Source organism: Micromonospora sp. C51, assembly GCF_018070435.1.
GTDB lineage: Bacteria > Actinomycetota > Actinomycetes > Mycobacteriales > Micromonosporaceae > Micromonospora > Micromonospora sediminimaris.
In genome coordinates this window covers 1-25,480 of the sequence record NZ_JAGPXQ010000028.1, presented here as the reverse complement: position 1 = coordinate 25,480, position 25,480 = coordinate 1, and the positions used below count along the sequence as shown (strand labels likewise).

Genomic DNA, 25,480 nt, shown 5'->3' with positions numbered 1-25,480 from the left:
GCCAGGTGTGGCCCGATCGGTACCGTCCGGTTCGCCTGACCTAGGCTGATTGGTGTGCTGCACGTCGATCCGATCTCCGTGGCCGCTCCGGCCGCGCCGCTGCTCACCGCGGCCACGACCGGCTCGGCCGCGAACGGGATGACGACGGGCGTCGGGGCGTTGGCGGCCGAAGCCGCCCCACCGCCGTTCTCCATCACCGCCGTGGTGACCGAGACCCGGCTGGACAGCTGGCTCGCCGTCGGCCTGGTCCTCGCCGCCGGTCTCTACCTCTACGGGGTGTACCGGCTGCGGCTGCGCGGCGACCGCTGGCCGGTCGCCCGGACCATCTTCTTCCTCGGCCCCGGCCTCGGCGGCATCGCCTCGGTGACGGTCACCGGACTGGAGACGTACGACACCACGCTGCTGTCGGTGCACATGGTGCAGCACATGGTGCTGTCCATGGTCTCGCCGATCTTCCTGGCGCTGGGCGCGCCGGTGACCCTGGCCCTGCGTACCCTGCCGACCGGTCCGCGCAAGCGGCTGCTCGCGGTGGTGCACAGCCGGATCGCCCGGATCTACACCTTCCCGCTGGTGGCGTTCGCCATCTTCGTGGTGAACCCGTTCGCGCTCTACTTCACCGACCTGTACCGCTACACGCTGGAGCACGCCTGGGCGCACGAGGTGGTGCACGCGCACTTCATCATGACCGGCTGCGTCTTCTTCTGGCCGCTGCTCGGACTGGATCCGCTGCCGGGACGCTGGCCGTACCCCGGGCGGGCACTGCTGATGCTGTTGTCGGTGCCGTTCCACACCGTGCTCGGGTTGACGATCATGCAGAGCACCACCCTCTTCGGTGGCGACTGGTACCCCTCGCTCGCGCTGACCTGGGCCGACCCGTGGGAGGACCAGGTGCTCGCCGGCGGGATCCTGTGGGCCGGTGGCGAGTTCGTCAGCGTGACGATGCTCGCGGTCCTGGTGGTGCAGTGGATGCGTCAGGCCGAGCGGGAGGCCCGCCGGATCGACCGCGAACTGGACCGCCAGGAGGCCCGCCGCCGAGCGGCGGAAACGACCGCCTGAGGGCAGCCCGGCGACGGGCCGGGGCGGCGTGTCACGCGCACCACACCGACCGGTACGATCAGCCACGCAGCTACGAAGTGGGAGCCGTGAAAGCCATGAGCGAGCGGATCAAGCTCGGTGCGATGGTGTCTCAGGACGGCCCGAAGCGAAGCGGAGTGTCGGCATGAGCGACCGTCTGTGCACCGTCCTGCTCTACAGCGACGACCCGCAGGTGCGGGACCGGATGCGGCTCGCCGTCGGCACCCGACCCGCGGCCGACCTGCGGGTCGAGTTCGTCGAGGCGTCCAACTACGCCGAGTGTGTCCGACTGGTCGACGAGTACGAGATCGACCTGATGCTGCTCGACGGTGAGGCCACCCCCGGCGGCGGCATCGGCATCGCCCGGCAGATCAAGGACGACCGGGACGACGCCCCACCCACCTGTGTGGTGATCGCCCGCGCCGCCGACCGCTGGCTGGCGTCCTTCGCCGAGGTCGATGCCACTCTGGTGCACCCGCTCGACCCGGTCACCACCGCCGCCACCGTGACCGAGCTGCTGCGCGCGGGCGCACCCGCCTGACGTCCCACTCCGGCACCGCCACGGCGCCGGGCGAGCCGGCGCCGGTCCCGTCCCACCCGTAACCGTCTGCTCGGGAGGCCCACCATGGGCGATCGGACCTGGCCGCACCTGCTCACCGCGCTGCTGCGCGGCGAGGAACTATCCGCCGCCGACACCGCCTGGGCGATGGGCGAGATCATGGCCGGCTCGGCCGGGCCGGCCCAGATCGCCGGCTTCGCCGTCGCGCTACGGGCCAAGGGCGAGACCCCGGCCGAGGTGACCGGGCTGGTCGAGGCGATGCTCAGCCGGGCCGTCCCGGTCGAGCTGCCCGAAAAGGTACGCGCCGAGGCGCTCGACGTGGTCGGCACCGGTGGCGACCTCGCCCACACGGTCAACATCTCCACGATGACGGCGCTGGTCGTGGCCGGAGCCGGCGTACGGGTGGTCAAGCACGGCAACCGGGCCGCCTCGTCCTCCTGCGGCACCGCCGACCTGCTGGAGTTCCTCGGCATTCCACTGGATCTCGGGCCCGATCAGGTGGCCCGCTGTGTCGCCGAGGCCGGGATCGGCTTCTGCTTCGCCGCCCGGTTCCACCCCGGCATGCGTCACGCGGGTCCGGTCCGCCGGGAACTGGGCGTGCCGACCGCGTTCAACTTCCTCGGCCCGCTGACCAATCCGGGCCGTCCCCGCTCGGGCGCCGTCGGCTGCTTCGACGCCACGATGGCGCCGGTGATGGCCGCCGTCTTCGCGGCCCGGGGCGACTCGGTGCTGGTGATGCGCGGCGAGGACGGGCTGGACGAGTTCACCACCGCCGCGGCGACCCGATTCTGGATCGCCCAGAACGGGGCCGTCAGGGAGACCGTGGTGGACGCGGTCGACCTTGGTGTACCCCGGGCCACCCTGGCCGACCTGCGCGGCGGCGACGCGGCCCACAACGCCGACGTGGCCCGGCGGCTGCTCGCCGGCGAGCCGGGACCGGTGCGCGACGCCGTCCTGGTCAACGCGGCGGCGGCCCTGGCCACCCAGGGGCCCCTGGACGGTGACCTGACCGACGCGCTCCGCGCCGGCCTGGGCCGCGCCGCCGAGTCGATCGACTCCGGCGCGGCAGCCCGCACCCTGGACCGCTGGATCGAGGTCGCCCGCACCGTCTGATCCCGCCTGGTGCTCGACGCGGGGGTATGTCGGAGGACCGTGGGAAACTACAACTGAGTAGTTCCGGCGATGCCAAGCGACCGGCCGCCGAGCGGAAGGAGAGGTCCGTGACGGAGCGCGAGCTTCACTGCGACACCTGCGGCAGCATCCAGCCGTTCGAGGCGCCGCCCTGCGTCGACGGCCACGGTGCCGACTGCCCCGAGCGCGCCTGCACCGGCTGCGGGGCGGCGATCATCACCGTTGTCCTCAGCCCGCCGCGCCGGTCGACCCGTCGCCGCTCGGCGATCCGACACCGCGCCGCCTGAACCGGCCCGCCCACCCGACACCGACAACGACGAGAGCCCGCCCCGGTTGGGGCGGGCTCTCGCTGCGTTTCCGCGGCTCAGTGCTCGGCGGTGCGCCGAGTGCCGCTGTAGTACTCGAACAGCAGGCCGCAGGCGGCCAGGATCACGGCCAGCGCACCGAGACCGAGCAGCCAGAACTGCCAGAACACCAGGCCCAGGCCGGCGATCGCGGCGGCCAGGGCCAGCCCGAACGGCCAGTAGCTGCCCGGGCTGAAGAAGCCGATCTCGCCCGCGCCGTCAGCGATCTCGGCGTCCGGCCGGTCCTCCGGACGCAGGTCGATACGGCGGGAGACAAACCAGAAGAAGCCGCCGCACATCGCGCAGAGCAGGAACGACAGCAGCAGGGCCACAGTGCCGATCCACTCGACCCGACCGTCCGCTTCGGCCCACGTCCAGCCGCCGTAGAGGAAGGTCGCGAACAGCAGGAACCCGGCGATGATCAGGAAGATACGCCACTCGGTCTTCATGCCGGTTGCCTCAGCTTCCCGTGCCGGCCGGAGCGGTGTCCGGGTTGAAGTTGCTCTCGGTACGCCGCGTCTCGAACGGCCTCGTGGTGGTCGCGTACGGCTCCTCGCCGATCGACGTCAACGCTTCCTGGGTCGAGGCACCGCCCTGCTTGGCGGCGAGGAAGCGGTCGAAGTTCTCCGGCGAGACGACCCGCAGCTCGAAGTTCATGAAGGCGTGGTAGCTGCCGCACAGCTCGGCGCAGCGGCCCACGTAGGCCCCCTCGGTCTCCAGTGAGGAGACCTCGAAGACGTTGCGGATGCTGCCCGGCATGACGTCCCGCTTGAACAGCATCTCCGGCACCCAGAACGAGTGGATGACGTCGCGGCTGGTCTCCTCGAACCGAATGGACCGGCCGGTCGGCAGCACCAGGATCGGGATGACCTCGCTGGTGCCGAGCACGGACGCGGTGGTCTCGGCGTCGACGCCCTGGCCGTCGCGGTAGTTGAACTGCCAGTTCCACTTGAAGGCCACAACCTCGACGGTGACGTCGGGGTTGTTGGTGGTCTTCACCACGTCGGTCTGCACCACCGCGGTGTAGTAGAAGAGCACCGAGACGATCAGCACCGGCGCGATGGTGTAGAGGAACTCCATCGGCAGGTTGTAGCGGGTCTGCACCGGCAGCTCGTTGCCGCGCTTGCGGTAGCGCACGATGCACCAGAAGATCAGGCCCCAGACGAAGAAGCCGACCGCGAGTGCCGCGACACACGAGGCGATCCACAGGTCGTACATCCGCCGGGACTCGGGAGTGATGCCGCCCTGCGGCCACCCGAAGCCCCCGAACGCCGCACCGACGTCACAGCCCGTGAGCAGGACCAGCAGCGCCGCCCCACTGAATCCGAGCCCGGCGAGACGCCCGGCACGACGCCCCCGCCGCCCACCGGCTCGCGGGGATGCGCTGCGCCGTACGGCCGTCGGCCGTACCTCCGAACTCCTTGCGACCACCTGGTCCTGCCTCCCTAGCGCGCCGCGGTGTCCTCGTTTCGGCCGGCTCCGCCGAGCGGAGCCGCCGCACCGGCGGCAAAGGCGTCACCGACGGTCGCAGATTACTCGACCATGACGGGCTGGACCCGGTTGGGGTCGTTGTCCGCACCTGACGGGGGATCTTGTGCCGACCGAGGCGATAGCGTGGGCAGACGTGACTTCCTCCCCCGTCTACCTGGACGCGGCCACCGCCGCGCCGCTGCATCCGGTCGCCCGGCAGGCGCTGCTGGCCGCGCTCGACGACGGTTGGGCCGACCCCGACCGGCTCTACTCGCAGGCCCGGCGCGCCCGCCAACTGCTCGACGCCGCCCGCGAGGCCACCGCCGAGACCCTCGGTGTACGCCCCGACGAGTTGTCCTTCACCGCCAGCGGCACCAGCGCCGCACACAGCGCAGTGCTCGGTGGGTTGCGCGGACGCCGACGGGCCGGCCGGGTCCTGGTGCACTCGGCGATCGAGCACTCGGCCGTGCTGCACGCCGCCGAACAGCACGTCGCGGGCGGTGGCACGGCGGTCGAGGTGCCGGTCGACCGCCTCGGCCGACTGGACCTGGACGCCTGGTCGGCGGCGGTCACCGGTGCCGAGGTGGCGTCGGCCGCGCTGATCGCGGCCAGTCACGAGGTGGGCACCGTCCAGCCGGTCGAGGCCGCCGCGGCGGCCTGCGCCCGGGTCGGCGTGCCGCTCCACGTCGACGCCGCGCAGTTGGTGGGCCGGGTACCGGTGCCACCCGGCTGGTCGGTGTTGACCGCGAGTGCCCGCAAGTGGGGCGGTCCACCCGGCGTCGGACTGCTCGTGGTCCGCAAGGGCACCCGCTGGGAGTCACCCTGGCCGGCCGACGAGCGTGAGTCGGGGCGTACGCCCGGCACGTTGAACCTGCCGGCGGTGGTGGCGGCGGCGGCGAGCCTGCGCGCGGCGGCGGCCGACGCGGCGGCCCAGGCGACGCGGCTGTCCGCGCTGGTGGACCGGATCCGGGCCCGGGTGGCGGCCGAGGTGCCGGATGTGGAGGTGGTCGGCGATCCCGAGCACCGGCTACCGCATCTGGTCACCTTCTCCTGCCTGTACGTCGACGGGGAGGCGCTGCTGCACGCGCTGGACCGGCGGGGTTTCGCCGTCTCGTCGGGCTCGTCCTGCACCTCGTCCACCCTGCGTCCGTCGCACGTGTTGGAGGCGATGGGGGTGCTCTCGCACGGCAACGTCCGGGTCTCGCTGCACACCGGCAGCACCGAGGCCGACGTGGAACGCTTCCTCACCGAACTGCCCGGCATCGTCGCCGACCTGCGGGAACAGGCGGGGGTGACAGGGCTGTGACCGTCCCCGACGCCACCGGTGACACACCGGACAGCCCCGCCGGGAACGCGTCCGGCGACCTGCCCGGTCAGCTGCCTGACGAGGTGCTCGACTGCCTCGGCCAGCGCTGCCCGCTGCCGGTGATCGCCCTGGCCCGCCGGCTACCGGAACTGCCGGTGGGCGCGGTGGTCCGGGTACTCGCCGACGACCCGGCGGCAGCTGTCGACATCCCGGCCTGGTGCCGGATGCGCGGCCAGGAGTTCCTCGGCGCCCACCCCGGCCCCACCTACCACATCCGCCGAACCCACTAACCCCCCAACCCACCCGCCCACCCGCCCACCCGCGTTGATCATGAGGTTAGCGGCACCGTGGAGATCGGACACTGCCGCCAACCTCATGATCAACACCGATCCCGGTGCCGGGATGCGTGCCCGTTCGGGGTTCGAGTTAGGGGAGGAGGTGGGGGCGGAGTTCGTTGGCGGCGTGGTCGCCGTAGGACTCGGCGAGGCGCTTGACGAACACGTCCCGGCGCACCTGGTACTCCTGGGTGCCGACGGTCTCCAGCACCAGCGTGGCGAGCAGGGAGCCGACCTGGGCGGCCCGCTCCAGCCCGACCCCCCAGGACAGCGCGGTGAAGAAGCCGGCGCGGAAGCCGTCGCCGACACCCGTGGGGTCGACCGCCTGGGTCTCCCGGGCGATCGGCACGTGGATCGTCTCGATCTCCCGCCCCGCGATCTCCACCCCGTGCTTGCCCAGCGTGGTGACCCGGATCTTCACCCGGTCCAGCAGTTGGTCGTCGGAGAGGCCGGCCTTGCTCTGCAGCAGCGACTTCTCGTAGTCGTTGGTCATCAGGTAGTCGGCGCCGTCGATCAACGCGATCACGTCCTCGCCAGGCATCCGGGCGAGCTGCTGCGACGGGTCGGCGGCGAACCGGTAGCCACGCTCGCGGCACTCGGCCGAGTGCCGCAGCATCGCCTCCGGGTCGTTGGCACCGACCAGCACCAGGTCGAGCCCACCGAGACGCTGGGCGACCGGGTGCAGCTCGATGTTGCGGGCCTCGCTCATCGCGCCCGCGTAGAACGAGGCGATCTGGCACATGTCGGTGTCCGTGGTGCAGACGAAGCGGGCGGTGTGGGCGATCTCGCTGACGTGCACCGAGTCGCAGTCCACCCCGTGCCGCTCCAGCCAGGAGCGATAGTCGGCGAAGTCGGCGCCGACCGCGCCGAGCAGCACCGGCTGGAGACCGAGCTGCCCCATGCCGAACGCGATGTTTGCCGCCACCCCGCCCCGGCGCAGCACCAGATCGTCCACCAGGAAGGAGAGCGACACCTTGTGTAGCTGATCGGCGATGAGCTGGTCGGCGAACCGCCCCGGGAAGCTCATCAGGTGGTCGGTGGCGATCGAGCCGGTCACGGCGATCTTCATGGCAACCCTCGGGATCGGCAGCAGAGCCCGATCAGCCTACCGGCACCGCGATCCCCGAGCGACCACCCGCCACCCACCCGAATCCACCCCACCCCACCCCACCCCACCCCAACCCTGCACGGATGATCAAGAGGTTTTGGCCGCGCCGCCGGCCATATCGCGACCAGAACTTCTTGGTCAACTGGGTGGACGCGGCGGCGGCCGGGGCGCAGAGACGCGGACGGCGGTACGGCCGGGTGGGCCGTACCGCCGTCCGCGTGGCGAACCGGACTCAGCTGAACGAGTCTCCGCAGGCGCAGGAGTTGCCCGCGTTGGGGTTGTCGATCGTGAAGCCCTGGGCGTCGATCCGGTCGGCGAAGTCGATGGTGGCGCCGGCCAGGTAGGGGGCGCTCATCCGGTCGACGACGACCTCGACACCGTCGTAGTCGGTGACGATGTCACCATCGAGCGAACGCTCGTCGAAGAAGAGCTGGTACCGCAGGCCGGAGCAGCCGCCCGGCTGCACCGCGACCCGGAGCCGCAGGTCGTCGCGGCCCTCCTGCTCGATCAGGGCCTTGACCTTCTGCGCCGCGACGTCGGTGAGGACGACGGACGTGGGGGCCTTGGCCTCGGTCGACTCGGTCTGCGCTGGCGTGGTCACGTGGAATTCTCCCTGCGGCGCGTCGGTGTGGTCCTCCCCTGGCCAACGTCAGCCGCCGGTCAGCGATTCCCACAGTGGTCCAGTTCTTGATTGTAGGCCGCCGGTGGCGACCTGGCCCGGCGGCGTGACCAGGCACTCGGTGGGAACCCTGATCAGCGGCTCCACTGCCGGGCCAGCCGGGCGCCGAGCGCCCGCAGCCCTTCCGCCGGACGCTCCAGCGCGGCGGCCAGCCCGCCGTGCTCCTCGCCGCCGAAGTGCTCCACCAGGCTGTACGTGTCGGTCACCCCGACCGACGCCGCCTCCCGCCGCCCGGTGCTCACCTGGCCGGCGAGCACGACGCAGGGGACGCCCCGGTCGCGGGCGGCGCCGGCCACGCCGGCCACCACCTTGCCGCGCAGCGACTGGTGGTCGAAACGGCCTTCCCCGGTGACCACCAGATCCACCTCGTCGAGCACGATTTCCAGCCCGACGGCCCGGCTGACCAGTCCGATGCCGGACTCGCACCGCCCGCCGAGGGCGAGCAACGCGGCACCGATGCCGCCGGCAGCACCGCCGCCCGGCACCGCGCCCAGCCCGCTGGGGCAGCCGGGCAGGTCCCGCTCCAGCACCTCGGCCCAGCGCCCGAGCGCGGCGTCGAGCAGCAGCACGTCGGCCCGGTCGGCACCCTTCTGCGGGCCGAAGACGTTGCTCGCGCCGTGCAGACCGAGCAACGGGTTGTCGACGTCGGTGGCCGCGATCAACCGGGCCTCACGCAACCGGGGCAGCCCGTCGAGCTTCGCCGCGGCGGCCAGGGCCGCACCGCCGTACGGCAGGGCCGCGCCGGTGCCGTCGAGGCCCACCGCACCCAGGGCGGCGAGCATTCCCGCGCCGCCGTCGTTGGTCGCGGAACCACCGAGCCCGACCACCACCGTGCGCGCGCCGGCCTCCACCGCGGCGGCGATCAGCAGACCCAGGCCGTACGACGTGGTGGCCAGCGGGTCACGCTCGGCGACGTCGAGCAGGTGCAGCCCGCAGGCCTGCGCGCTCTCCAGCCACGCGACCGCACCCCCTTCGGTGAGCAGCATCTCACCGGTGGTCGGGCGGCCCAACGGATCGGTCGTCGGCACCGGTACCCGCCGACCCGGCAGCGCCCCGGCGAGCACGTCGAGGAAGCCCGGTCCCCCGTCGGCCAGCGGTCTGACCAGCAGGTCGTCGCCGGGTGCCACCTCCCGCCAGCCGTCGGCCACGGCAGCGGCGACCTGCGGGGCCGGCAGCGTACCGGCGAACTTGTCCGGGCAGAGCAGTACGCGCATGCCTGGCAGTGTGGCAGCCCACACCGGCACGGGCGGCACGGCGGTCACGCTGTGGGACCATGGAGGGCGTGACGTCGACCTGGGTTGAGCCCTCCAACACCGCCACTGCGCTGCTGCTCCTCGGCCGCGGCAGCGACCCCGCCACCGAACGTGGCGTGGAGTGTCCGGGTGACCTGCCGGCACCGAGCGACCCCGACCTGGTGGCCCGTGCGACCGCGGCCAAGGCCGCCCTCGGCGACCGGGTCTTCGTGCTGGGTCACCACTACCAGCGCGACGAGGTGATCCAGTTCGCCGACGTGACCGGCGACTCGTTCAAGCTGGCCCGCGAGGCCGCCGCCCGGCCGCAGGCCGAGTACATCGTCTTCTGTGGTGTGCACTTCATGGCCGAGAGCGCGGACATCCTCACCGCCGACACGCAGCAGGTCGTGCTGCCCGACCTGGCCGCCGGCTGCTCGATGGCGGACATGGCCGCGCTGCCGCAGGTCGAGAACGCCTGGGACGTGCTCTCCGAGCTGGGCCTGACCGAGCGCACCGTCCCGGTCACCTACATGAACTCCTCGGCTGACATCAAGGGTTTCGTCGGCCGCAACGGCGGTGTGGTCTGCACCTCGTCGAACGCGAAGCGGGCCCTGGAGTGGGCGTACCAGCAGGGTGAGAAGGTGCTCTTCCTGCCCGACCAGCACCTGGGCCGCAACACCGCCGTGCTGGAGATGGGCTTCTCCCTGGACGACTGCGTCCTGTACGACCCGCACAAGCCGAACGGCGGGCTCACCGCGGAGCAGCTGCGCGAAGCGAAGATGATCCTCTGGCGCGGGCACTGCTCGGTGCACGGGCGGTTCACCCTGGACAGCGTCAACGACGTTCGGCAGCGGGTGCCGGGAGTGAACGTGCTGGTGCACCCGGAATGCCGGCACGAGGTGGTGCAGGCCGCCGACCTGGTCGGGTCGACGGAGTACATCATCAGGACGATCGAGGCGGCTCCGGCCGGCTCCGCGTGGGCCGTCGGCACCGAGTTGAACCTGGTCCGCCGGCTGGCGCTGGCCCACCCGGACAAGCAGATCATGTTCCTGGACCGGGCCGTCTGCTACTGCTCGACGATGAACCGGATCGATCTGCCGCACCTGGTCTGGGCGCTGGAGGAGCTGGTCGCCGGTCGGGTGGTCAACCGCATCACGGTTGACGCCGACACCGCGCACCACGCTCGGGTGGCGCTGGACCAGATGCTCGCACTGCCCGGGGCCTGACCTCGCCCACCCCTCACGCTCAGTGAGGGACGGTGTACGCGAAAGTGCCGGATCACCGATAAATGCCCTCCGAGGCGGTGTGACCGGATCCATTCTCATCACGGAGGGCTATGCTGCCGGGCGACGACACACGCGGGCGCGGGCGTTTGGGCGCGACCGGGTCCCGGGTAGCGAACCGGGTGGTGTCCATCCATCGAAACGGCAGCACGCACGCGCTGGAGGTTGCGTTGACCGACGACGTCCTGGTCGTACACGGAGGCACGCCGCTGCAAGGGCGGATCCGCGTGCGCGGCGCGAAGAACCTGGTTTCCAAGGCGATGGTCGCCGCGCTGCTCGGCGACAGCCCGAGCCGGCTGTTCGACGTACCGAAGATCCGCGACGTCGAGGTCGTCCGGGGCCTGCTGGGGCTGCACGGCGTCAAGGTCACCGACGGCGTCGAGGACGGCGAGCTGGTCTTCGACCCGGCCAACGTGGAGAGCGCCAGCACCGACCAGATCAACGTGCACGCCGGCTCCAGCCGGATCCCGATCCTGTTCTGCGGGCCGCTGCTGCACCGCCTCGGGCACGCCTTCATTCCGGACCTCGGCGGCTGCCACATCGGGCCCCGGCCGATCGACTTCCACCTGCAGGCGCTGCGGGAGTTCGGTGCGACCGTCGACAAGACCCCCGAAGGGCTGCACCTGTCCGCGCCGAACGGGCTGCACGGCACCAAGTTCGCGCTGCCCTACCCGAGTGTCGGCGCGACCGAGCAGGTGCTGCTGACCGCGGTGATGGCCGAGGGCGTCACCGAGCTGCGCAACGCGGCCGTGGAGCCGGAGATCGTCGACCTGATCTGTGTGCTGCAGAAGATGGGCGCGATCATCAAGGTGCACACCGACCGGGTCATCGAGATCCAGGGCGTACCGAAGCTGCACGGTTACACCCACCGGCCGATCCCGGACCGGATCGAGGCGGCGAGCTGGGCGGCGGCGGCGTTGGCCACCCGTGGCCACGTCGAGGTGCTCGGCGCGGAGCAGGCCGACATGATGACCTTCCTGAACGTCTTCCGGTCGGTCGGCGGCGAGTACGAGGTGACCGACACCCGTCCGCCTCGGCCCGGACAGCCGGGTCAGGAGGGCGGCATCCGTTTCTGGCACCCCGGCGGCGAACTCCAGGCCACCGCGCTGGAGACCGATGTGCACCCGGGTTTCATGACCGACTGGCAGCAGCCGCTGGTGGTGGCCCTGACCCAGGCTCGTGGCCTGTCCATCGTCCACGAGACGGTCTACGAGCAGCGGCTCGGCTACACCGAGGCGCTGAACTCGATGGGCGCGAACATCCAGGTCTACCGGGACTGCCTGGGCGGCACCCCGTGCCGCTTCGGCCGGCGCAACTTCAAGCACTCCGCCGTGATCGCCGGCCCGAGCAAGCTGCACGCCGCCGACCTGGTCATTCCGGACCTGCGGGCGGGCTTCAGCCATCTGATCGCCGCGCTCGCCGCCGAGGGCACGTCGCGGGTCTACGGCGTCGACCTGATCAACCGGGGTTACGAGGACTTCGAGGCCAAGCTCGCCGATCTCGGCGCGCAGGTGGAACGGCCGTAGCCGAGTCGACGCCGCCTGCCGCGCGTTCGCCTGCACCGCGATGTGCACCGGACGCGCGGCGTTGGCTACCCTTGCCGCGTGCCGTCGCTGTTTCGTCGCAAGTCCGCCGACCTCGCCGATCCTCCCACCGAGCCGCTGACCCCGGCGCAGGAGGAGGCAGCCGAGGCGGCGCGGTCCCGTGCCTACACCCCGGCCAAGGGACGGGAGACGCCGAAGCGACCCGTCACCGGCCGCCGACCCGCCGGGGCGACGAAGCCGCTGAGCAAGGACGAGGCGAAAGCGCTGCGCCGGCAACGACGCGCCGAGGCGGCCGCGGAGTTCCGGCGTGAGGGCGGTCCCCGTGACCGGGGTCCGGAGCGGCTGCTGGCCCGCAACGTCGTCGACTCCCGGCGCACCGTCGGCACCTGGTTCTTCGGCGGCGCCCTGGTGGTGCTGATCGGCTCGAACCAGGCGATGCCGCCGGTGATCCGGCTGGCCTCCAACCTGCTCTGGGGCGCGCTGGCGCTGGGCGTGGTGGTCGACTCGGTGCTCATCTCACGCAGGATCAAGAAGCTGGTCCGCGAGCGGTTCCCGAAGTCCACCCAGCGGATGGGTTCGCTGTACCTCTACGCGATCATGCGCTCGATCACCTTCCGCAAGCTGCGTTCGCCGGAGCCGCGGGTCGCCATCGGCGACCAGGTCTGACCGCCGAACCACGGGGACGCCGAGCACTGTCGGATCCGCGAACCGGGCCCTTGCGCCGGACTGGCGCGGAGCGATCCTGGGTCGCGTCACCCGGGCCCCGGGCAGCCGCTACGGGCGGCTGACGGTGGGTGCAGCATCGTCGGAAGTCCGATACCGGCATAGGGATAAATGTCCGGATCAATAGGATAACGTTTGGGTTGACGAGGGTGCCGCAGTGGCGGTGACCGAGCCCGCGCCGCTACCCTCCTTGCGCAGCCATTCGGTGCCCGGACGAGCGATTTCACCGGTCTCCGGGGTGCCCAGCGCGACCATTTCCGACGAGGTGACATCGCCGTGAGCGAGCGGACGCGAGCCGACCACCGGGGCGCGACCGTGAGCGAGCGGGCGCCGGCCCTGGGTTCCGGCACGTGCCGGGACGGCGGGCTCGATCGTCGGGGTTCCGCCGCACCCGCTCAAGCGTCTCTTGTCGTGACTGGCGCCGCCGCCCGGCTGCGTCCCGGCCGCAGCGACAGGTCCGGCGGATGAGTCGCGGCTACGCCGACCGGTGGCACGATCCCGCGGAGCCATCCTGGGTCGTCGAGCCGACGAGCGAATGGCAGCCGCAGTTTCCTGGCCAGCGTTATCCGGGTGACATCGGCGTCGAGCACCAGCCACCTTCCGCCCGAGGCCGAGCGAGCGCCGTCGGGCGCGCCGAGGTGCCGCCGCTCGCGCCGACCCGACCCGACGGCACGTACGTCGGCCGGTCCTGGGACGACGAGCCGGATGGTTGGCCGGGCCGGCACGAGGTACCCGACCGGCGGCCTGCCGACGGCCCCAACGGTTCGGCACCGTACGACCGGTCGGTGCCGCCCGACGCCCGGTCCGAACGGGCGAGGCCCGACAGACGACGCTCGCCGTACGGTGAGCCCGCCCGGGGCCGCGACGGGGTCGTCTGGTCGGACTTCGGCCCGCAGGGCACCGGTAACGGCGCACCACCACGCCGTGACCAGCGCGACCCGGACCGGTACGTCGATCGACGCGACCAGCGCGAACCCGATCGGTTTCCCGACCGACGCGACCCGGACCGCCGCCGCGACCAGCGCGACCCGGACCGGTACGCCCGACGCGACCCGGAGCGGCACGCCCGGCAGGAGCCCGAACGACGTGACCCGGACCGCCGCGACAACCGGTATCCGCGACCCGAACCAGATCGACGGGGCCAGCGCGAACCCGAGCCGTACCCGGACCGGCCGCGCCGCCGCTCCGAGCCGGCTAGCCGCGACGACTACCGGCGCGGGGCGCCGGTGTCCCCGGCCCCTCGTCCGGAACCCGGCTGGGCTGCCGAGGTGGACGAGGAGACGCGCCGGCCCGCCGCCGCACACCGCCCGGTGGAGGGTGCCGACCGCCGGGCGCCTGACGACGCCTCCCCGCGCCCTCGCTACCAGTGGAGTCACCACCCCGGGCAGCCGACCCGCACCGACGGCCCACTGGTGGACGGCTACCGCACCGACTTCGTCGGCGGCGGCGACCCGGACGCCGCTCCGTACCCGGACGGCTTTGTCGACGACGAACCGGTCCCGGCCGCGTCCGACGAATGGGTCCGCCCGGATCGGGCTCCCCGTCGGAGGCGACCGGAACCGCCGACACCGGATCAGCAGGCGTACGGCGCTCCGTCGCCTGGCGACCTGCCCTGGCCCGCGCCCGGACCGCTGCGACCGAGCAGTGGACGGGACCATCGCGAGTACCAGCGGCCGACACCGCAGGAGCCGGAGGTCGACCGGCGGCCGGGCGGCGCACCGGACGGTCCCGGCCCGGAGCGGTTCGTCGACCGGCCGGCCGCTGCGCTGCCCGACCCCGAACGGCCGGTCTCCGCGGCACCCGACCAGGATCCACGCCGCCGTCACCTGTCGGTGGTGCCGAACCACCCGGTCTCCCCCGCTCCGGAACGGGATCGTCCCGTCTCCCCCGCAGCCGGCCGGGCCCGGCCCGTCTCCCCGGCGCCGCAGCACCCTCAGTCGGAGATCGACCGCCCGCAACGGAGCCGCCCCGCCGCCACTGCCGGGGACCGGCGCGACACCCACCTGCCGGGTCAGGACCGTGGTCCGACCGGGCGACCCGACCGGAACCGGGTCGAGCTTCCCGGCCAGGACCGGGACCGGCCGGCCGTCGCCTCCGGTGCCGACCGGGCCCCGACCGGGGACGCGGTCCGGCCGGCACCCCTGCACCAGCACGAGGTACGTCCCGCGCCGTTGCACGAGCACCAGGTCCGTCCGGCGCCCCTGCACGACCAGCCGGTCGTCGCCTCGCCGCCACCGGCCCCGGCACCCTCGGTGGCCGCCGCGCCACCCGTCACCCCGCCGCCGGCCCGACCGGTCTCCGCACCACCGACCCACCAACCGGTCTCCGCGCCACCCGGCGAGCCGGCCGTGCCCGCATCGTCGGGGCGGCCGTCCGGGGCCATCACCGACCCGCCGCCGGTGGGGCGACCCGACCGGGCTGGCGGCGACGCCGGGCTACCGAGCACACCGGCCGCCCGCCAGCCCACCCGGTACGTCCCACCAACGCCCGAGCCGTCCGCGCCCCCGCCCGCCCGTCCCGCCTCCGACGGCCCGCAGAGCTGGTTCGGGCCCGCCGCCGAGCCGGCAGCTGCGGCGCAGACCGCCACGCCGCCACGGGAGCAGCGCGCCGCACCTGGCACCGATCCGCTCGCCGACCCCGTGCCGACACCGTCCAGCCTCCCCGCGTCGGACCGGCCCGCGTCACCGGAGATCGCGCCGCTCGACGACATCGAGGCCGCCGCGCCGCCGGTCTCGGCACCTCCCGTCTCCGCACCGCCGTCCGACCTGCCGGCCCCCACACCGCCAACCTCGGCGTCCCCGGTCCCGGCACCTCCCGTACCGGAGTCGCCGACCCCGACATCGCCGGTTTCCGCGCCGCCGGCGTACGGGTCGTCGGTCTCCGCGCTCCCCGGCGAGCCCGACCTCGACGCGCCGGTTTCCGCCGTGCCGGTGTCGGCACCGCCGACCCCCCGGCCGAGTGACTCCGCGTCATCGGAGGACCAGGCTCAGGTCGAGCGCACCGAGCCCGCTGCTACCGAGAGCACCGAGGAATCCGGTCACACCATCGAGCCTGCGGTCGACACCTCGCCCGGTGACGTCGGTGACGGGAGATCGCCGGGTGATGGTCCTGGCCCGGTCGACGCGGCGCTCGCCACCTCGGCGGAAGCCGGCCCACCGGCCGACGGCGAGCAGAGCGCCGAGGACGCGGAGGACGGTGAGCCCGCCCCCGAACCGCCGGCCGATCCCGAGCAGGTGTTGGCGAACTTCCGCTGGCGCCTCGACCCAGCGACTCTGCGCGAGATCGTGGACGACCCGGAGGAACTGCGGGAGGTTCGGGAGCGGCTCACCGAGAAGCTCGCCTCGGCGCTGGACAACCGGTCCCGGGCTCGGCTGCTGAGTCTGCGGGCGGTGGCCTCGCGGGTCCTCGACGACCTGGACGACGCGCTGGACGACGGCCGGATGGCGCTTACCTACGCCGAGGCGACCGGGGAGTTGCGGCGGGCCGCGCTCGCCCAGGCCCGGTTGGCCCATGTGCTGCGCTGGCGCGGCGAGTTCGCCGAGGCCGACCGGTTGTTCGCGGAGGCCAACTCGATCGAACTACCCGACCGGCTCCGCGCCGCACTGCACGAGCACGCGGCCCGCTGCTGCTTCGACCAGGGCCGGCTGATCGAGGCGTGCCATCATTTCGAGCGGGCTCTCGACCTGCGTGGCGAGCAGGACGCCGAGTTGCTGGCCCGGGTCCGGACCGGCCTCGACGCGGTGGCCGCCCGCGCCGAGGAGAGCGGCTTCGGGCCGTACCCACGCAGTTGGGACGAGGTGTTGGAGCGCGACCGGGCGCCGGTGCCGGCACGCGACGGCGGCCAGGGCCTGTGGGGCTACGCGGACGCGGACGGCGACATGGTGGTGCCCGCCCGGTACGCGGAGGCACAGCCGTTCCGGGATGGCCTGGCCTGGGTACGCGAACCGCAGAGCGACCGATGGTCGTTGATCAACCTGGCCGGCGAGACGGTGCTCGGGCCGACCTACCTGGCGGCTCGGCCGTTCTCCGACGGCCTGGCCTGGGTGGTACGGGACGAGAGCGGTTGGCACGCCGTCGACACCACGGGTGAGGTCGCGGTGCCGCCGGGTTTCGCCGACGTGCGGCCCTTCCACAAGGGCGTGGCGGTGGTACGCCGAGAGGGCTGGGGGGCCGTCGACCGCACCGGCAGAATCGTGGTGCCGACCCGCTACCACGGCTTCCACACCGCACTGGCCGATGGTCACTACGTCGACGGCTTCACCGAGGAGGGGCTGGCCGTGGTGGATCTGGCTGGTCGCAAGGGTGTGGTGGACCGTAACGGACAGGTGATCGTCGCACCGGCGCATCCGGCCTTGTTGATCCACCCGGTCGCCTTCCTGGCCACCAACAGCGCCGGGAACTGGGGTGCCTTGGACCGCCGGGGCGAGTCGTTGATCGACCCGATGTTCCATCACCCGAGCGCGGTCGTCGCCGAGATCGACGGGCTGCTCGCCGACGCCAACCCGGTGCTCTGAAGGGCCTGTTTCGAGGAGGCCGTGCCCGACTGCGCCGGCCCAGACGACGACCGGCCGGGCTGTCCGGGCACCGCCAGCCCATCGGCCGCATCCTGAGCGTCGTGGCCACGCTGGAGCACCACTGTTGCCGGCCAGGATCAGGCCGACGTCTCCGTCCGGGCGTGGTGGGGCCGGGCCTGACCGGTCTTGGGTCCCCGCGACTCGTCCCAGCGGGTGCCGACGGTGGTCACGGCACTGGCCGGTGGGTCGGTTGGTCGGCTTGGCCGGTCGGCTGTTGACCGGGCGGCGGTCCCAGCAGTTCGATCCCGTGCCGCGCGGAGGCGTGCCCGAGCGCGGCCGGATCGATCGGCGCCGGGTCCGGCAGCCGACGTTCGAGCGCCGGCACCCCGACGTCGGCGACGTACTCCTCGAAGCCGGCGGGGGTGGTCAGTTGCAGCACCCGCAGCGGTTCGTCCGTCCCGACCACAAAGGTGTGCGGCAGACCCGCCGGCAGCAGCACGAAATCACCAGGTGCGGCGGTCAGCACCGTGTCGCCGCAGTAGAACGTGGCGGTGCCGGAGAGCAGGTAGAACATCTCGTCCTCGACCTGATGCCGGTGCAGTGGCGGGGCGAAGCCGGGCGGATTGACGAACTCGACCGCGGTGAGCCGGCCGCTGGTCTGCGCACCTGTCGCCTTGACGGTGACCAGATTGCCCAGGAACCAGTACGCCTCCCCCTCGTCGGGGCGACGGACGAACGGATCGACGGACATGGCGCCTCCCAGGGACGACGAACTTCGGTGGACAACCAACTATTGGATAGCCAGCTCGCTATTCGATAGCTAGGAGTCTAGTGAATACATTGCTAGTATGACGACGCCATGGGTGAAGTCAAGGACGGAAAACCGACCAGGCCGTACCGGTCCCGGATCCGCGAGGAGAACGCCCGCCGCACCCGGCAGGCCGTGGTCGCGGCGGCGACCGACCTCTTCGTCGCGCGCGGCTACACGGCCACGTCGCTGGCTGACGTGGCCGCCGCGGCGGGGGTGGCCAGACCCACCGTGTTCGCCACGTTCGGCGCCAAGGCGGCGCTGCTGCGTCAGGTGCTCGACGAGGCGCTCGCCGGCGACGACGAGCCGGTGCCGGTGGCGCAGCGCCCCTGGTACCGGCCGGTCTGGGAGGCCGCCACCGGGGGCGAGGTGCTCGACGCGTACGCCGGGGTCTGCACCATGATCGGCGGGCGGACCGCCCGGGTGTTCGAGACCGTCCGCCGCGCCGCCGACAGCAGCCCTGAGGTGGCCGAGGTCTGGCAGACGCTGCTCCGCAACCGGCGGCTCGGCGCCACGATGGTGGTCGAGCGGGTGTGCGCCCTGGGTGCGCCGCTGCGCCAGGGCGCCGACGGCGAGGCCGCCATCGACGAGGTGTGGTTCTACAACGACCCGGCGCACTACGGCGCGCTGGTGCTGGAGCGTGGCTGGCACGAGGAGACCTTCCGGCGGTGGCTCGGCCGCAGCCTGCGCCACGCGCTGCTGTCGGACCCCGACTGATCACCGTCTCCTGCCGGGCGCACCACGGCGGGCTAGGGTCAGAGCATGGAATTCCGACACCTGGGCCGCTCCGGCCTCATGGTCAGTGAGATCTCGTACGGCAACTGGATCACCCACGGTTCGCAGGTCGAGGAGGAAGCGGCGTTCGCCTGCGTGCGAGCCGCCCTCGACGCCGGCATCACCACCTTCGACACCGCCGACGTGTACGCCGGCACCCGCGCCGAGGACGTTCTCGGTCGGGCGCTTCAGCAGGAGCGGCGCGAGGGCCTGGAGATCTTCACCAAGGTGTACTGGCCCACCGGGCCGGGCCGCAACGACCGGGGCCTGTCCCGGAAGCACATCATGGAGTCGATCAACGGATCGCTGCGCCGGCTGCGTACCGACTACGTGGACCTCTACCAGGCCCACCGGTACGACTACAGCACCCCGCTGGAGGAGACGATGGAGGCGTTCGCCGACGTCGTGCACTCCGGCAAGGCGCACTACATCGGTGTCTCCGAGTGGAAGGCATCGCAGATCCGCGAGGCGCACGGCCTCGCCCGGGAGCTGCGCATCCCGCTGGTGTCCAGCCAACCGCAGTACTCGATGCTCTGGCGGGTCATCGAGAGCGAGGTCATCCCCACCAGCGAAGAGCTGGGCCTCGGGCAGATCGTCTGGTCGCCGATGGCCCAGGGCGTGCTCTCCGGCAAGTACCTTCCCGGCCAGCCGCCACCGTCCGGTTCCCGGGCCACCGACGAGAAGTCCGGCGCGGGCTTCATCGCCAAGTGGCTGACCGACGACGTGCTGACCCGGGTGCAGCAGCTCAAGCCGCTGGCCGACCAGGCCGGGCTGACCATGCCCCAGCTGGCCATCGCCTGGGTGCTGCAGAACCCCAACGTGTCGTCGGCCATCATCGGTGCGTCGCGCCCCGAGCAGGTGCACGACAACGTCAAGGCGGCCGGCGTGAAGCTCGACGCCGGCCTGCTCAAGGCGATCGACGAGATCGTCGACCCGGTCACCGAGCGGGACCCGGCGCGCACCGAGTCGCCGGCCGAACGGCCCTGACTCCACCCCGCCCGGCCGGCGTACCGCACGTCGGCCGGGCGGACGGGCCGCCCGAGCCTGGTCAGCCCTGCCAGAAGCGGATCAGGTCCAGACCGGTCGCGTACAGCCAGGGCGGCAGGCCGAGCGTGTCGCCGACGGCGAAGACGGCGGTGAAGAACCAGCCACCGATCGTCGGGTTCCACAGCAACGCGAAGAGCAGGATGAATCCGTACGGCGCGAACAGGTCGTACATCCGCCGGTACTGCGGCGTCAGCCACGGCTGGATCATGTTGCCGCCGTCCAGGCCGGGCACCGGCAGCAGGTTGAGCAGGCTGGCGGTGATCTGAAGGAAGGCCAGCAGGGCCACCGCCGCCCAGAACTCCACCGGCCCACCGCCGCCCGCACCGAGCCGCAGCACCACCACCAGCACGATCGCGAACAGCACGTTGGTGGCGGGCCCGGCGAGGCTGACCAGGGTGTGCCGTAGCCGCCCCGGAATGACGTGCCGGTCGACCCAGACGGCGCCACCGGGCAGGCCGATCCCGCCGAGGAGCACCACCACCACCGGCAGCGCGATGGACAGCAACGGATGGCTGTACTTCAACGGGTTCAACGTCAGGTAGCCCCGGTGGGCCACCCCCCGGTCACCGCTGCGGTACGCCACCACGGCGTGGGCGTACTCGTGCAGGCACAACGAGACCAGCCAGCCGCAGACGACGAAGCCGAACACGGTGAGCCGGACGTTGCCGATCCCGTGCCAGGTCAACACGGCGCTGGTCACCAGCAGGGCGACCAGCGCCAGGAAGACCGGGCTGGGTCGGAAGGCCGCCCGGGGCACCCCGAGCACCAACGGCTCGGAGTCCCTGGGTGTCATCACTCCGCCGCGGGCAGCAGGCTCATCCGGTACTCCACCCGATCGTCTTCGAGGAGCGCGACCGAGGTGACGCCGGACGCCGCGAGTTCCCGCCAGGTCTGGCCGATCCAGGACTCGGCATCCGCCTGGCTGCCGAACGACTCAGCCGGCCCGTCGACCGACTCGCCGTTCGCGCCCTCGTACCGCCAGCTCCACGCCATCTGCGCGTCTCCCCTCGCCGCTGCTGCCCCCATGGGACGGACCTCCGCCAGCGTAGTCGTACCGCAGCGCCGACGACCGGGCCACGGGCGTCGATCGGCGTCCGGCACCGGCCCGAGCGGCGTGCTCTGCGGGCGGCGCGGGCAGCGTCGCTCGGCCGCGACTGACCCTGCCGCGGCGGGGTATGTCCTTCAGGAACCCGACGCACAGGAGGCGACAATGACGACACCGATCCCGCAGATGGACACGGCGGAGCTGCGCGACATCGCGGTACGCGGCGGCATCGAAGGGGCGCGGGAGATGGACCGGGAGGACCTCATCGACGCCCTCCAGGCCCGTCCCGGTGAGGGCGCCTGGCAGGAGGATCCGAAGCCGGCGAACGTCAACCCCAACGACTTCCGGTACCAGGCCCCCGAGCGGCAGTGACCACGCCGCGGGGGCGGCGGTACGGTGCCGCACCTGCGGTGCCCCGGTCGCCCCGCTGGACGTAAGGTACGCAGCATGTCCCAAGACGGGTGGAACACGCTTCTGGTCCTCGGTGGCATCCGGTCCGGCAAGTCGGAGTTCGCCGAGTCCCTGGTCGCCGACGCGCCCACGGTCCGCTACCTGGCCACCGCCGCCGACCCGGGCGACGACCCCGAGTGGGCCGCGCGACTCGCCGCGCACCGCGCCCGCCGGCCCGAGACCTGGAGCACGGAGGAGACCGCGACCGACCCGCGTCGTCTCGCGGACGTGATCTCCAACGCCCGGCCGGAGGAGACGCTGCTCGTCGACGACCTCGGTGGCTGGGTCACCGTGCTGCTCGACCCGGCTCACCAGCCGGCCGACGACACCGCCACCGTCGATGAACTGGCTGCGGCCGTGCGGTCCTGCGCCGCCCGGCTGGTGCTGGTCAGTCCCGAGGTCGGGCTCTCCCTGGTACCCACCACACCGCTGGGACGGGCATTCACCGACGCCCTCGGCGCGGTCAACCGCGCCGTCGCGGATGCCTGCGACTCGGTGGTCCTGGTGGTGGCCGGTCAGCCGTGCCGGTTGAAGCCCGCCGTCGTCCAGCCCACCCCCGCCGACTCGGCACCGGCCACTCCCGCCCCGTCTGCTGCGACGGTGCCCGCCCAGAACGGCCCGGCCGCCGCCCCGGTGCCCGCACAGCCCGGCCCGACCGGCCAGTCGCCGGTCGCCCCAGGTGGTCCGCCGCTGCCCGGCTCACCGCCGGTGACCACCCCGCAGGTGCCCGCCGAACCCGCCGCCGAGACCGTCGGCACCGGCTGGACGGCGCCCACCACGGGTCTTCCGGTGGCCGCGGCCGGCCTGGTCATCCAGCCCGGCATGGAACTGCCCATGCCCGACGAGTACGCCGGACCGCAGGCCGTCGAACGGCTGGCGGGCCTGGACGTGCCGGGCACCGGGCTCGGTGCGCTGGAGCAGGTGATCTCGTTCGCCGCCGCCACCCAGGGCACCCCCACCCCCACGCCGTGGCGGTCGGTGCGGGTGCTGTTGGTGCACGGCGACCACGCCGGCGGGGTCGCCGCCGGCACGGTGACCGGTGAGTCGGACCGGCGGGCCGAGCAGGCCCGGGCCGGGCAGGGCGTGCTCGCCCGGCTGGCCGCCGAGAGCGGCGCGAGCCTCCAGGTGGTGGACGCCCCCGCCGCCGCGCCCATCGAGCACGGCCCGGCGCTCGACCCCGAGCAGGTGGACTCGGCCCTGCGCTACGGCTGGCGGCTGGCCGAGGAGGCGGCGGATGCCGGCGTACAGCTGCTGGTGCTGGCCGCGTGCGGCGCCGGCGCGGAGGCCACGGCCGCGGCGGTGCTGGCCGCGACCGCCGGCGCCGAACCGCCCGCAGTGCTCGCCCGGGTGGTCACCTCGGGTGGCGAGATCGACGACGTGGCCTGGATGGCTCGCTGCGCCGCGGTCCGCGACGCCCTGCACCGCACCCGTCGTTCCTCCCGGGACGCCGTGCACGTGCTCGCCGAGTTGGGCGGCGGGGACATCGCCGTCGCCACCGGCATCCTCCTGGGTGCGACCGCCCGCCGGCTGCCGGTGCTGCTGGACGGGCCGGTCGGGGTGGCCTCCGCGCTGATCAGTCGGGACCTGGCCGGGCAGGCCCGGCACTGGTGCCTGCTGGCCGACGACGGCGGGCATCCGGCCGTCCGGCTGGCCGCCGACGTGCTCGGCCTGGATCCGTTGACCCAGCTGCGGCTCGACCTCGGCGAGGGGGCGAACGCGCTCACCGTCCTGCCGCTGCTGCGCTCGGCGCTGGCGCTGTCCGCCGCGCTGCCGGACCGCCCCGAGGGCGACGACAGCGAGAGCGGCGAGGTGGAGCCCGTCGAGGAGACGGAGCCCGACTTCCACGAGCCGGAACCCGAGGGGCCCGGCCCGACCACCACCGCGCCGGCCGCCGAGCCGGCGGAGACCTCCGCCGCACGTGCCAGCTGAGCTGCGGCTCGGCGACGGGGCGCGGCTGGCGCTGACCACCCTCACCATCCTGCCGCTGCGCGTCGGCCGGATCGACCGGGCCACCGCCGGTACGGCGATGACGCTCGCCCCGGCGGTCGGCGTACTGCTCGGGGTGCCGCTGGCCGGCGTACTGCTGTTGCTGGAGGCCGGCACCGCGCCGCTGGTCGCCGCCGGAGTGACCGTCGCGGTGGCCGCTCTGCTCACCCGGGGGCTGCACCTGGACGGGCTGGCCGACACCGTGGACGCGCTCGGGTCGTACCGGCGCGGACCGGCCGCTCTGGAGATCATGAAGAGGCCCGACGTGGGGCCCTTCGGCGTGGTCGCCCTGGTCCTCGTCCTGCTGGTGCAGGCCGCGGCGCTGGCCGAGCTGGCCGGTCGGTCCCGCCCGGCGGTGTTCGCGGCGGTGCTGACGGCCACCGCGGCGGGGCGGCTCGGAGTGACGCTGGCCTGCCGTCGTGGGGTGCCGGCGGCGCGCCCGGAGGGGCTGGGTGCGCTGGTCGCCGGCAGTGTCGGACCGGTCGCGCTGGCCGTCGCCACCGCCGCCGTCGCGCTGCTGGCGATCGCGGCGGTGCCGCACCGGCCGTGGCAGGGCCCGCTGGTCGTCCTGGCGGCGCTCGCCGTCGCGGCCGGGCTGCTGCGACACGTGGTACGCCGGCTCGGCGGGATCACCGGAGACGTGCTCGGCGCGACCGTCGAGCTGGTCACCACGCTCGTCTACCTGGGACTGGTGCTGTCCGCCTGAGTCGATGGCCCGGCGCCGGGTAGCGTACCTGCGACGACAGCACCGGCGCGGCCACCCGGGGGACGACATGCTCATCACCGACGACTTCCTGCCCGTTCCGGTCCCGGAGTCGCTCAGCGCGACGTATCTGGTGCCGACGGTGGGGCTGCCGTCGGTGACCGCCCGCACGGCCGTCGGGAAGCTGGCCGGCCGGCTCGCCGAACCGGTCTACGGGCTGGCCCGGCAGATGCTTGACAGTCCGCTGATGAGCGTCGACATCCGGCCGGTCGGTGAGTTTCCCGAGCTGCCGCCGGACCTGCTCACCGCGTTCGGGGCCAGCGACGCGCAGCTGGACCGGCTGGCTGCGGCGACCCACCTGGTGGTGGTGCAGGCGGAGTACCGGCCGGGCTGGCCGCCCGCCCACGAGTGGGCCGCCCGGGCGGTGGCCGCGGCGGTCGCCGAGGCAGTGGGTGGCGACGTGGTGGACGTCTTCGGCCTGCAGTTCCTGGACCCGGCCGCGGCGCTGCGCTCGCTGCCCGACGCGCAGGGCCGGGTCCGGCTGGTCGACTGGGTGCTGGTGCCCTACTCGTCGGACGCCGAAGGGCTCTGGTTCACCACCAAGGGGCTGCGCCGCTTCGGCCTGCTGGAGTTGCAGACCCAGGGGGTGCCCGACCATCTCACCCGGGCCTGGGGCGCGGTGATGACCGGTGCCGCCCGACGCCTGCTGCGGGACTGGACCGACGGGCTGGCCGGCGCGGAGGTGCCGGCGTTCGTGCAGCTACCGGTGCTGGCCACGGTGACCGGACACGACATCGCGGTGGCGTACGGCAATCCGGAGCAGCACGGGGCGACCGCGCCGGTGCTGCTGCGCCTGGAGCTGGATCCGGCCACCGACCCGGACGCCGACTCCTTCCTCAGCCTGCGCCCGCCGGCCGGGCATCCCGGTCCGGCCGGGCGGTACTTCGCCAACGCCTGCGCCACGCTCTTCTCCGGGATCCAACCCGACGTGCGGTACGCCCGCGCCGGTGACGCGATGAGCCGGGCGATCGCCACCGCCCGCGCCGGGCTGGCGGACATCCGGGCCCGGTTCCGCGACGGTCAGCTGCCGCCGGAGACGCAGCTGGTCGTCAAGTACGGGCTGCCGGGCGACGACGGTCCGGAGTACGTCTGGGCCGGCGTGACGGACTGGGACACCCCGGACCGGATCGTCGGTGCCAGCGCCAGCGACGCCAACACCGACGCCACCGTACGAATCGGCTCCCCCGTCGTGGTGGAGGTCGCCGACATCGTCGACTGGGCCCTCCTCGGCACCAGCGGCGTCATCGAGGGCGGCTGGACCCAGGCCGTCCTAGACGCCGGCCAACCCCCCACCCCCTAACCCCC

At 73.0% G+C, this 25,480-nt stretch carries 24 protein-coding genes; 16 read left to right on the top strand and 8 right to left on the bottom strand.

The genetic code is table 11. From position 1 onward, the window contains the following. Positions 1-54 precede the first annotated feature (54 nt). The 4 genes from KBX50_RS23180 (at position 55) to KBX50_RS23165 (ending at position 3,051) form a co-directional block, all read left to right on the top strand. Complete coding sequence (locus KBX50_RS23180) at positions 55-1,056, top strand: cytochrome c oxidase assembly protein (protein WP_374224709.1); 1,002 nt, start codon at positions 55-57, stop codon at positions 1,054-1,056. Between the two features lie 163 nt (positions 1,057-1,219). Beyond that, entirely contained in the window at positions 1,220-1,615 is a 396-nt protein-coding gene (locus tag KBX50_RS23175) for a hypothetical protein (RefSeq protein ID WP_210939760.1), read from the top strand. Between the two features lie 84 nt (positions 1,616-1,699). Beyond that, positions 1,700-2,746: an anthranilate phosphoribosyltransferase gene (gene trpD / locus KBX50_RS23170; protein ID WP_210939758.1), complete on the top strand. Its 1,047-nt coding sequence runs from the start codon at positions 1,700-1,702 to the stop codon at positions 2,744-2,746. A gap of 107 nt (positions 2,747-2,853) precedes the next feature. Next, positions 2,854-3,051 carry a hypothetical protein gene (locus KBX50_RS23165; protein WP_210939755.1) on the top strand — a complete coding sequence of 66 codons (198 nt, stop codon included), beginning with the start codon at positions 2,854-2,856 and terminating at the stop codon, positions 3,049-3,051. A 77-nt stretch (positions 3,052-3,128) separates the two neighbouring features. Here the strand turns inward: KBX50_RS23165 and KBX50_RS23160 are convergent, their stop codons facing one another. Together KBX50_RS23160 and coxB are read right to left on the bottom strand one after the other, a co-directional pair. After that, the gene (locus KBX50_RS23160; RefSeq protein WP_093401221.1) at positions 3,129-3,557 is read right to left on the bottom strand and encodes a cytochrome c oxidase subunit 4; all 429 of its coding nucleotides are present in this window, start codon (positions 3,555-3,557) and stop codon (positions 3,129-3,131) included. 10 nt (positions 3,558-3,567) lie between these two features. Further along, positions 3,568-4,539 (bottom strand): cytochrome c oxidase subunit II, encoded by a 972-nt coding sequence (gene coxB / locus KBX50_RS23155; protein ID WP_210939754.1) that lies wholly within the window; start codon positions 4,537-4,539, stop codon positions 3,568-3,570. 193 nt (positions 4,540-4,732) lie between these two features. On the opposite strand from coxB, the gene KBX50_RS23150 reads away from it, so the two are divergent. Together KBX50_RS23150 and KBX50_RS23145 are read left to right on the top strand one after the other, a co-directional pair. Further along, a complete protein-coding gene (locus KBX50_RS23150) occupies positions 4,733-5,884 on the top strand; it encodes an aminotransferase class V-fold PLP-dependent enzyme (protein WP_210939749.1) in 1,152 nt (383 codons plus the stop codon). A 71-nt stretch (positions 5,885-5,955) separates the two neighbouring features. Continuing rightward, a complete protein-coding gene (locus KBX50_RS23145) occupies positions 5,956-6,174 on the top strand; it encodes a sulfurtransferase TusA family protein (protein ID WP_093401570.1) in 219 nt (72 codons plus the stop codon). A gap of 136 nt (positions 6,175-6,310) precedes the next feature. Here the strand turns inward: KBX50_RS23145 and KBX50_RS23140 are convergent, their stop codons facing one another. The 3 genes from KBX50_RS23140 to KBX50_RS23130 form a co-directional block, all read right to left on the bottom strand. Beyond that, positions 6,311-7,288, bottom strand: a complete 978-nt coding sequence (locus tag KBX50_RS23140; protein ID WP_210939747.1) for a carbohydrate kinase family protein — start codon at positions 7,286-7,288, stop codon at positions 6,311-6,313. A gap of 271 nt (positions 7,289-7,559) precedes the next feature. Next, positions 7,560-7,928 (bottom strand): iron-sulfur cluster insertion protein ErpA, encoded by a 369-nt coding sequence (erpA, locus tag KBX50_RS23135; protein ID WP_093401225.1) that lies wholly within the window; start codon positions 7,926-7,928, stop codon positions 7,560-7,562. Positions 7,929-8,080: 152 nt separating this feature from the next. Next, positions 8,081-9,220, bottom strand: a complete 1,140-nt coding sequence (locus KBX50_RS23130; RefSeq protein WP_210939745.1) for a glycerate kinase — start codon at positions 9,218-9,220, stop codon at positions 8,081-8,083. 68 nt (positions 9,221-9,288) lie between these two features. Here KBX50_RS23130 and nadA point away from each other — a divergent pair, with 68 nt between their 5' ends. The 4 genes from nadA to KBX50_RS32950 all read left to right on the top strand — a co-directional run bounded on the left by nadA (position 9,289) and on the right by KBX50_RS32950 (position 17,302). Then, entirely contained in the window at positions 9,289-10,464 is a 1,176-nt protein-coding gene (gene nadA / locus KBX50_RS23125; RefSeq protein WP_210939743.1) for a quinolinate synthase NadA, read from the top strand. A 227-nt stretch (positions 10,465-10,691) separates the two neighbouring features. Further along, on the top strand, positions 10,692-12,047 hold the full coding sequence (murA, locus tag KBX50_RS23120; protein ID WP_093401573.1) for a UDP-N-acetylglucosamine 1-carboxyvinyltransferase: 1,356 nt from the start codon (positions 10,692-10,694) through the stop codon (positions 12,045-12,047). A 78-nt stretch (positions 12,048-12,125) separates the two neighbouring features. Continuing rightward, a complete protein-coding gene (locus tag KBX50_RS23115; protein ID WP_210939741.1) occupies positions 12,126-12,731 on the top strand; it encodes a DUF3043 domain-containing protein in 606 nt (201 codons plus the stop codon). Between the two features lie 521 nt (positions 12,732-13,252). Then, a complete protein-coding gene (locus KBX50_RS32950; RefSeq protein WP_247674273.1) occupies positions 13,253-17,302 on the top strand; it encodes a WG repeat-containing protein in 4,050 nt (1,349 codons plus the stop codon). A gap of 226 nt (positions 17,303-17,528) precedes the next feature. Here KBX50_RS32950 and KBX50_RS23105 read toward each other — a convergent pair whose 3' ends face one another. After that, positions 17,529-18,053, bottom strand: a complete 525-nt coding sequence (locus tag KBX50_RS23105; RefSeq protein ID WP_210939739.1) for a quercetin 2,3-dioxygenase — start codon at positions 18,051-18,053, stop codon at positions 17,529-17,531. 108 nt (positions 18,054-18,161) lie between these two features. Between KBX50_RS23105 and KBX50_RS23100 the strand changes: the two genes are divergently transcribed. Further along, the gene (locus tag KBX50_RS23100) at positions 18,162-18,827 is read left to right on the top strand and encodes a TetR/AcrR family transcriptional regulator (RefSeq protein ID WP_210939737.1); all 666 of its coding nucleotides are present in this window, start codon (positions 18,162-18,164) and stop codon (positions 18,825-18,827) included. A gap of 45 nt (positions 18,828-18,872) precedes the next feature. Beyond that, positions 18,873-19,871, top strand: a complete 999-nt coding sequence (locus KBX50_RS23095; RefSeq protein WP_093401229.1) for an aldo/keto reductase family protein — start codon at positions 18,873-18,875, stop codon at positions 19,869-19,871. A gap of 61 nt (positions 19,872-19,932) precedes the next feature. On the opposite strand, the gene KBX50_RS23090 is transcribed toward KBX50_RS23095, so the two are convergent. Both KBX50_RS23090 and KBX50_RS23085 read right to left on the bottom strand, forming a co-directional pair. Then, the gene (locus KBX50_RS23090; RefSeq protein WP_210939735.1) at positions 19,933-20,724 is read right to left on the bottom strand and encodes a site-2 protease family protein; all 792 of its coding nucleotides are present in this window, start codon (positions 20,722-20,724) and stop codon (positions 19,933-19,935) included. Next, on the bottom strand, positions 20,724-20,924 hold the full coding sequence (locus tag KBX50_RS23085; RefSeq protein WP_203996708.1) for a hypothetical protein: 201 nt from the start codon (positions 20,922-20,924) through the stop codon (positions 20,724-20,726). The genes KBX50_RS23090 and KBX50_RS23085 overlap by 1 nt, the downstream gene beginning before the upstream one ends. A gap of 217 nt (positions 20,925-21,141) precedes the next feature. Here KBX50_RS23085 and KBX50_RS23080 point away from each other — a divergent pair, with 217 nt between their 5' ends. The 4 genes from KBX50_RS23080 to KBX50_RS23065 all read left to right on the top strand — a co-directional run bounded on the left by KBX50_RS23080 (position 21,142) and on the right by KBX50_RS23065 (position 25,475). After that, positions 21,142-21,348 (top strand): Rho termination factor N-terminal domain-containing protein, encoded by a 207-nt coding sequence (locus KBX50_RS23080; RefSeq protein WP_210939733.1) that lies wholly within the window; start codon positions 21,142-21,144, stop codon positions 21,346-21,348. Positions 21,349-21,423: 75 nt separating this feature from the next. Continuing rightward, the gene (gene cobU, locus KBX50_RS23075) at positions 21,424-23,355 is read left to right on the top strand and encodes a bifunctional adenosylcobinamide kinase/adenosylcobinamide-phosphate guanylyltransferase (RefSeq protein WP_210939731.1); all 1,932 of its coding nucleotides are present in this window, start codon (positions 21,424-21,426) and stop codon (positions 23,353-23,355) included. After that, positions 23,345-24,118: an adenosylcobinamide-GDP ribazoletransferase gene (locus KBX50_RS23070; RefSeq protein WP_210939729.1), complete on the top strand. Its 774-nt coding sequence runs from the start codon at positions 23,345-23,347 to the stop codon at positions 24,116-24,118. Before cobU ends, KBX50_RS23070 begins: the two co-directional genes overlap by 11 nt. Positions 24,119-24,185: 67 nt before the next feature. After that, positions 24,186-25,475, top strand: coding sequence for a DUF2314 domain-containing protein (locus KBX50_RS23065; protein ID WP_210939727.1), 1,290 nt, complete (start codon positions 24,186-24,188; stop codon positions 25,473-25,475). Positions 25,476-25,480: the final 5 nt, after the last annotated feature.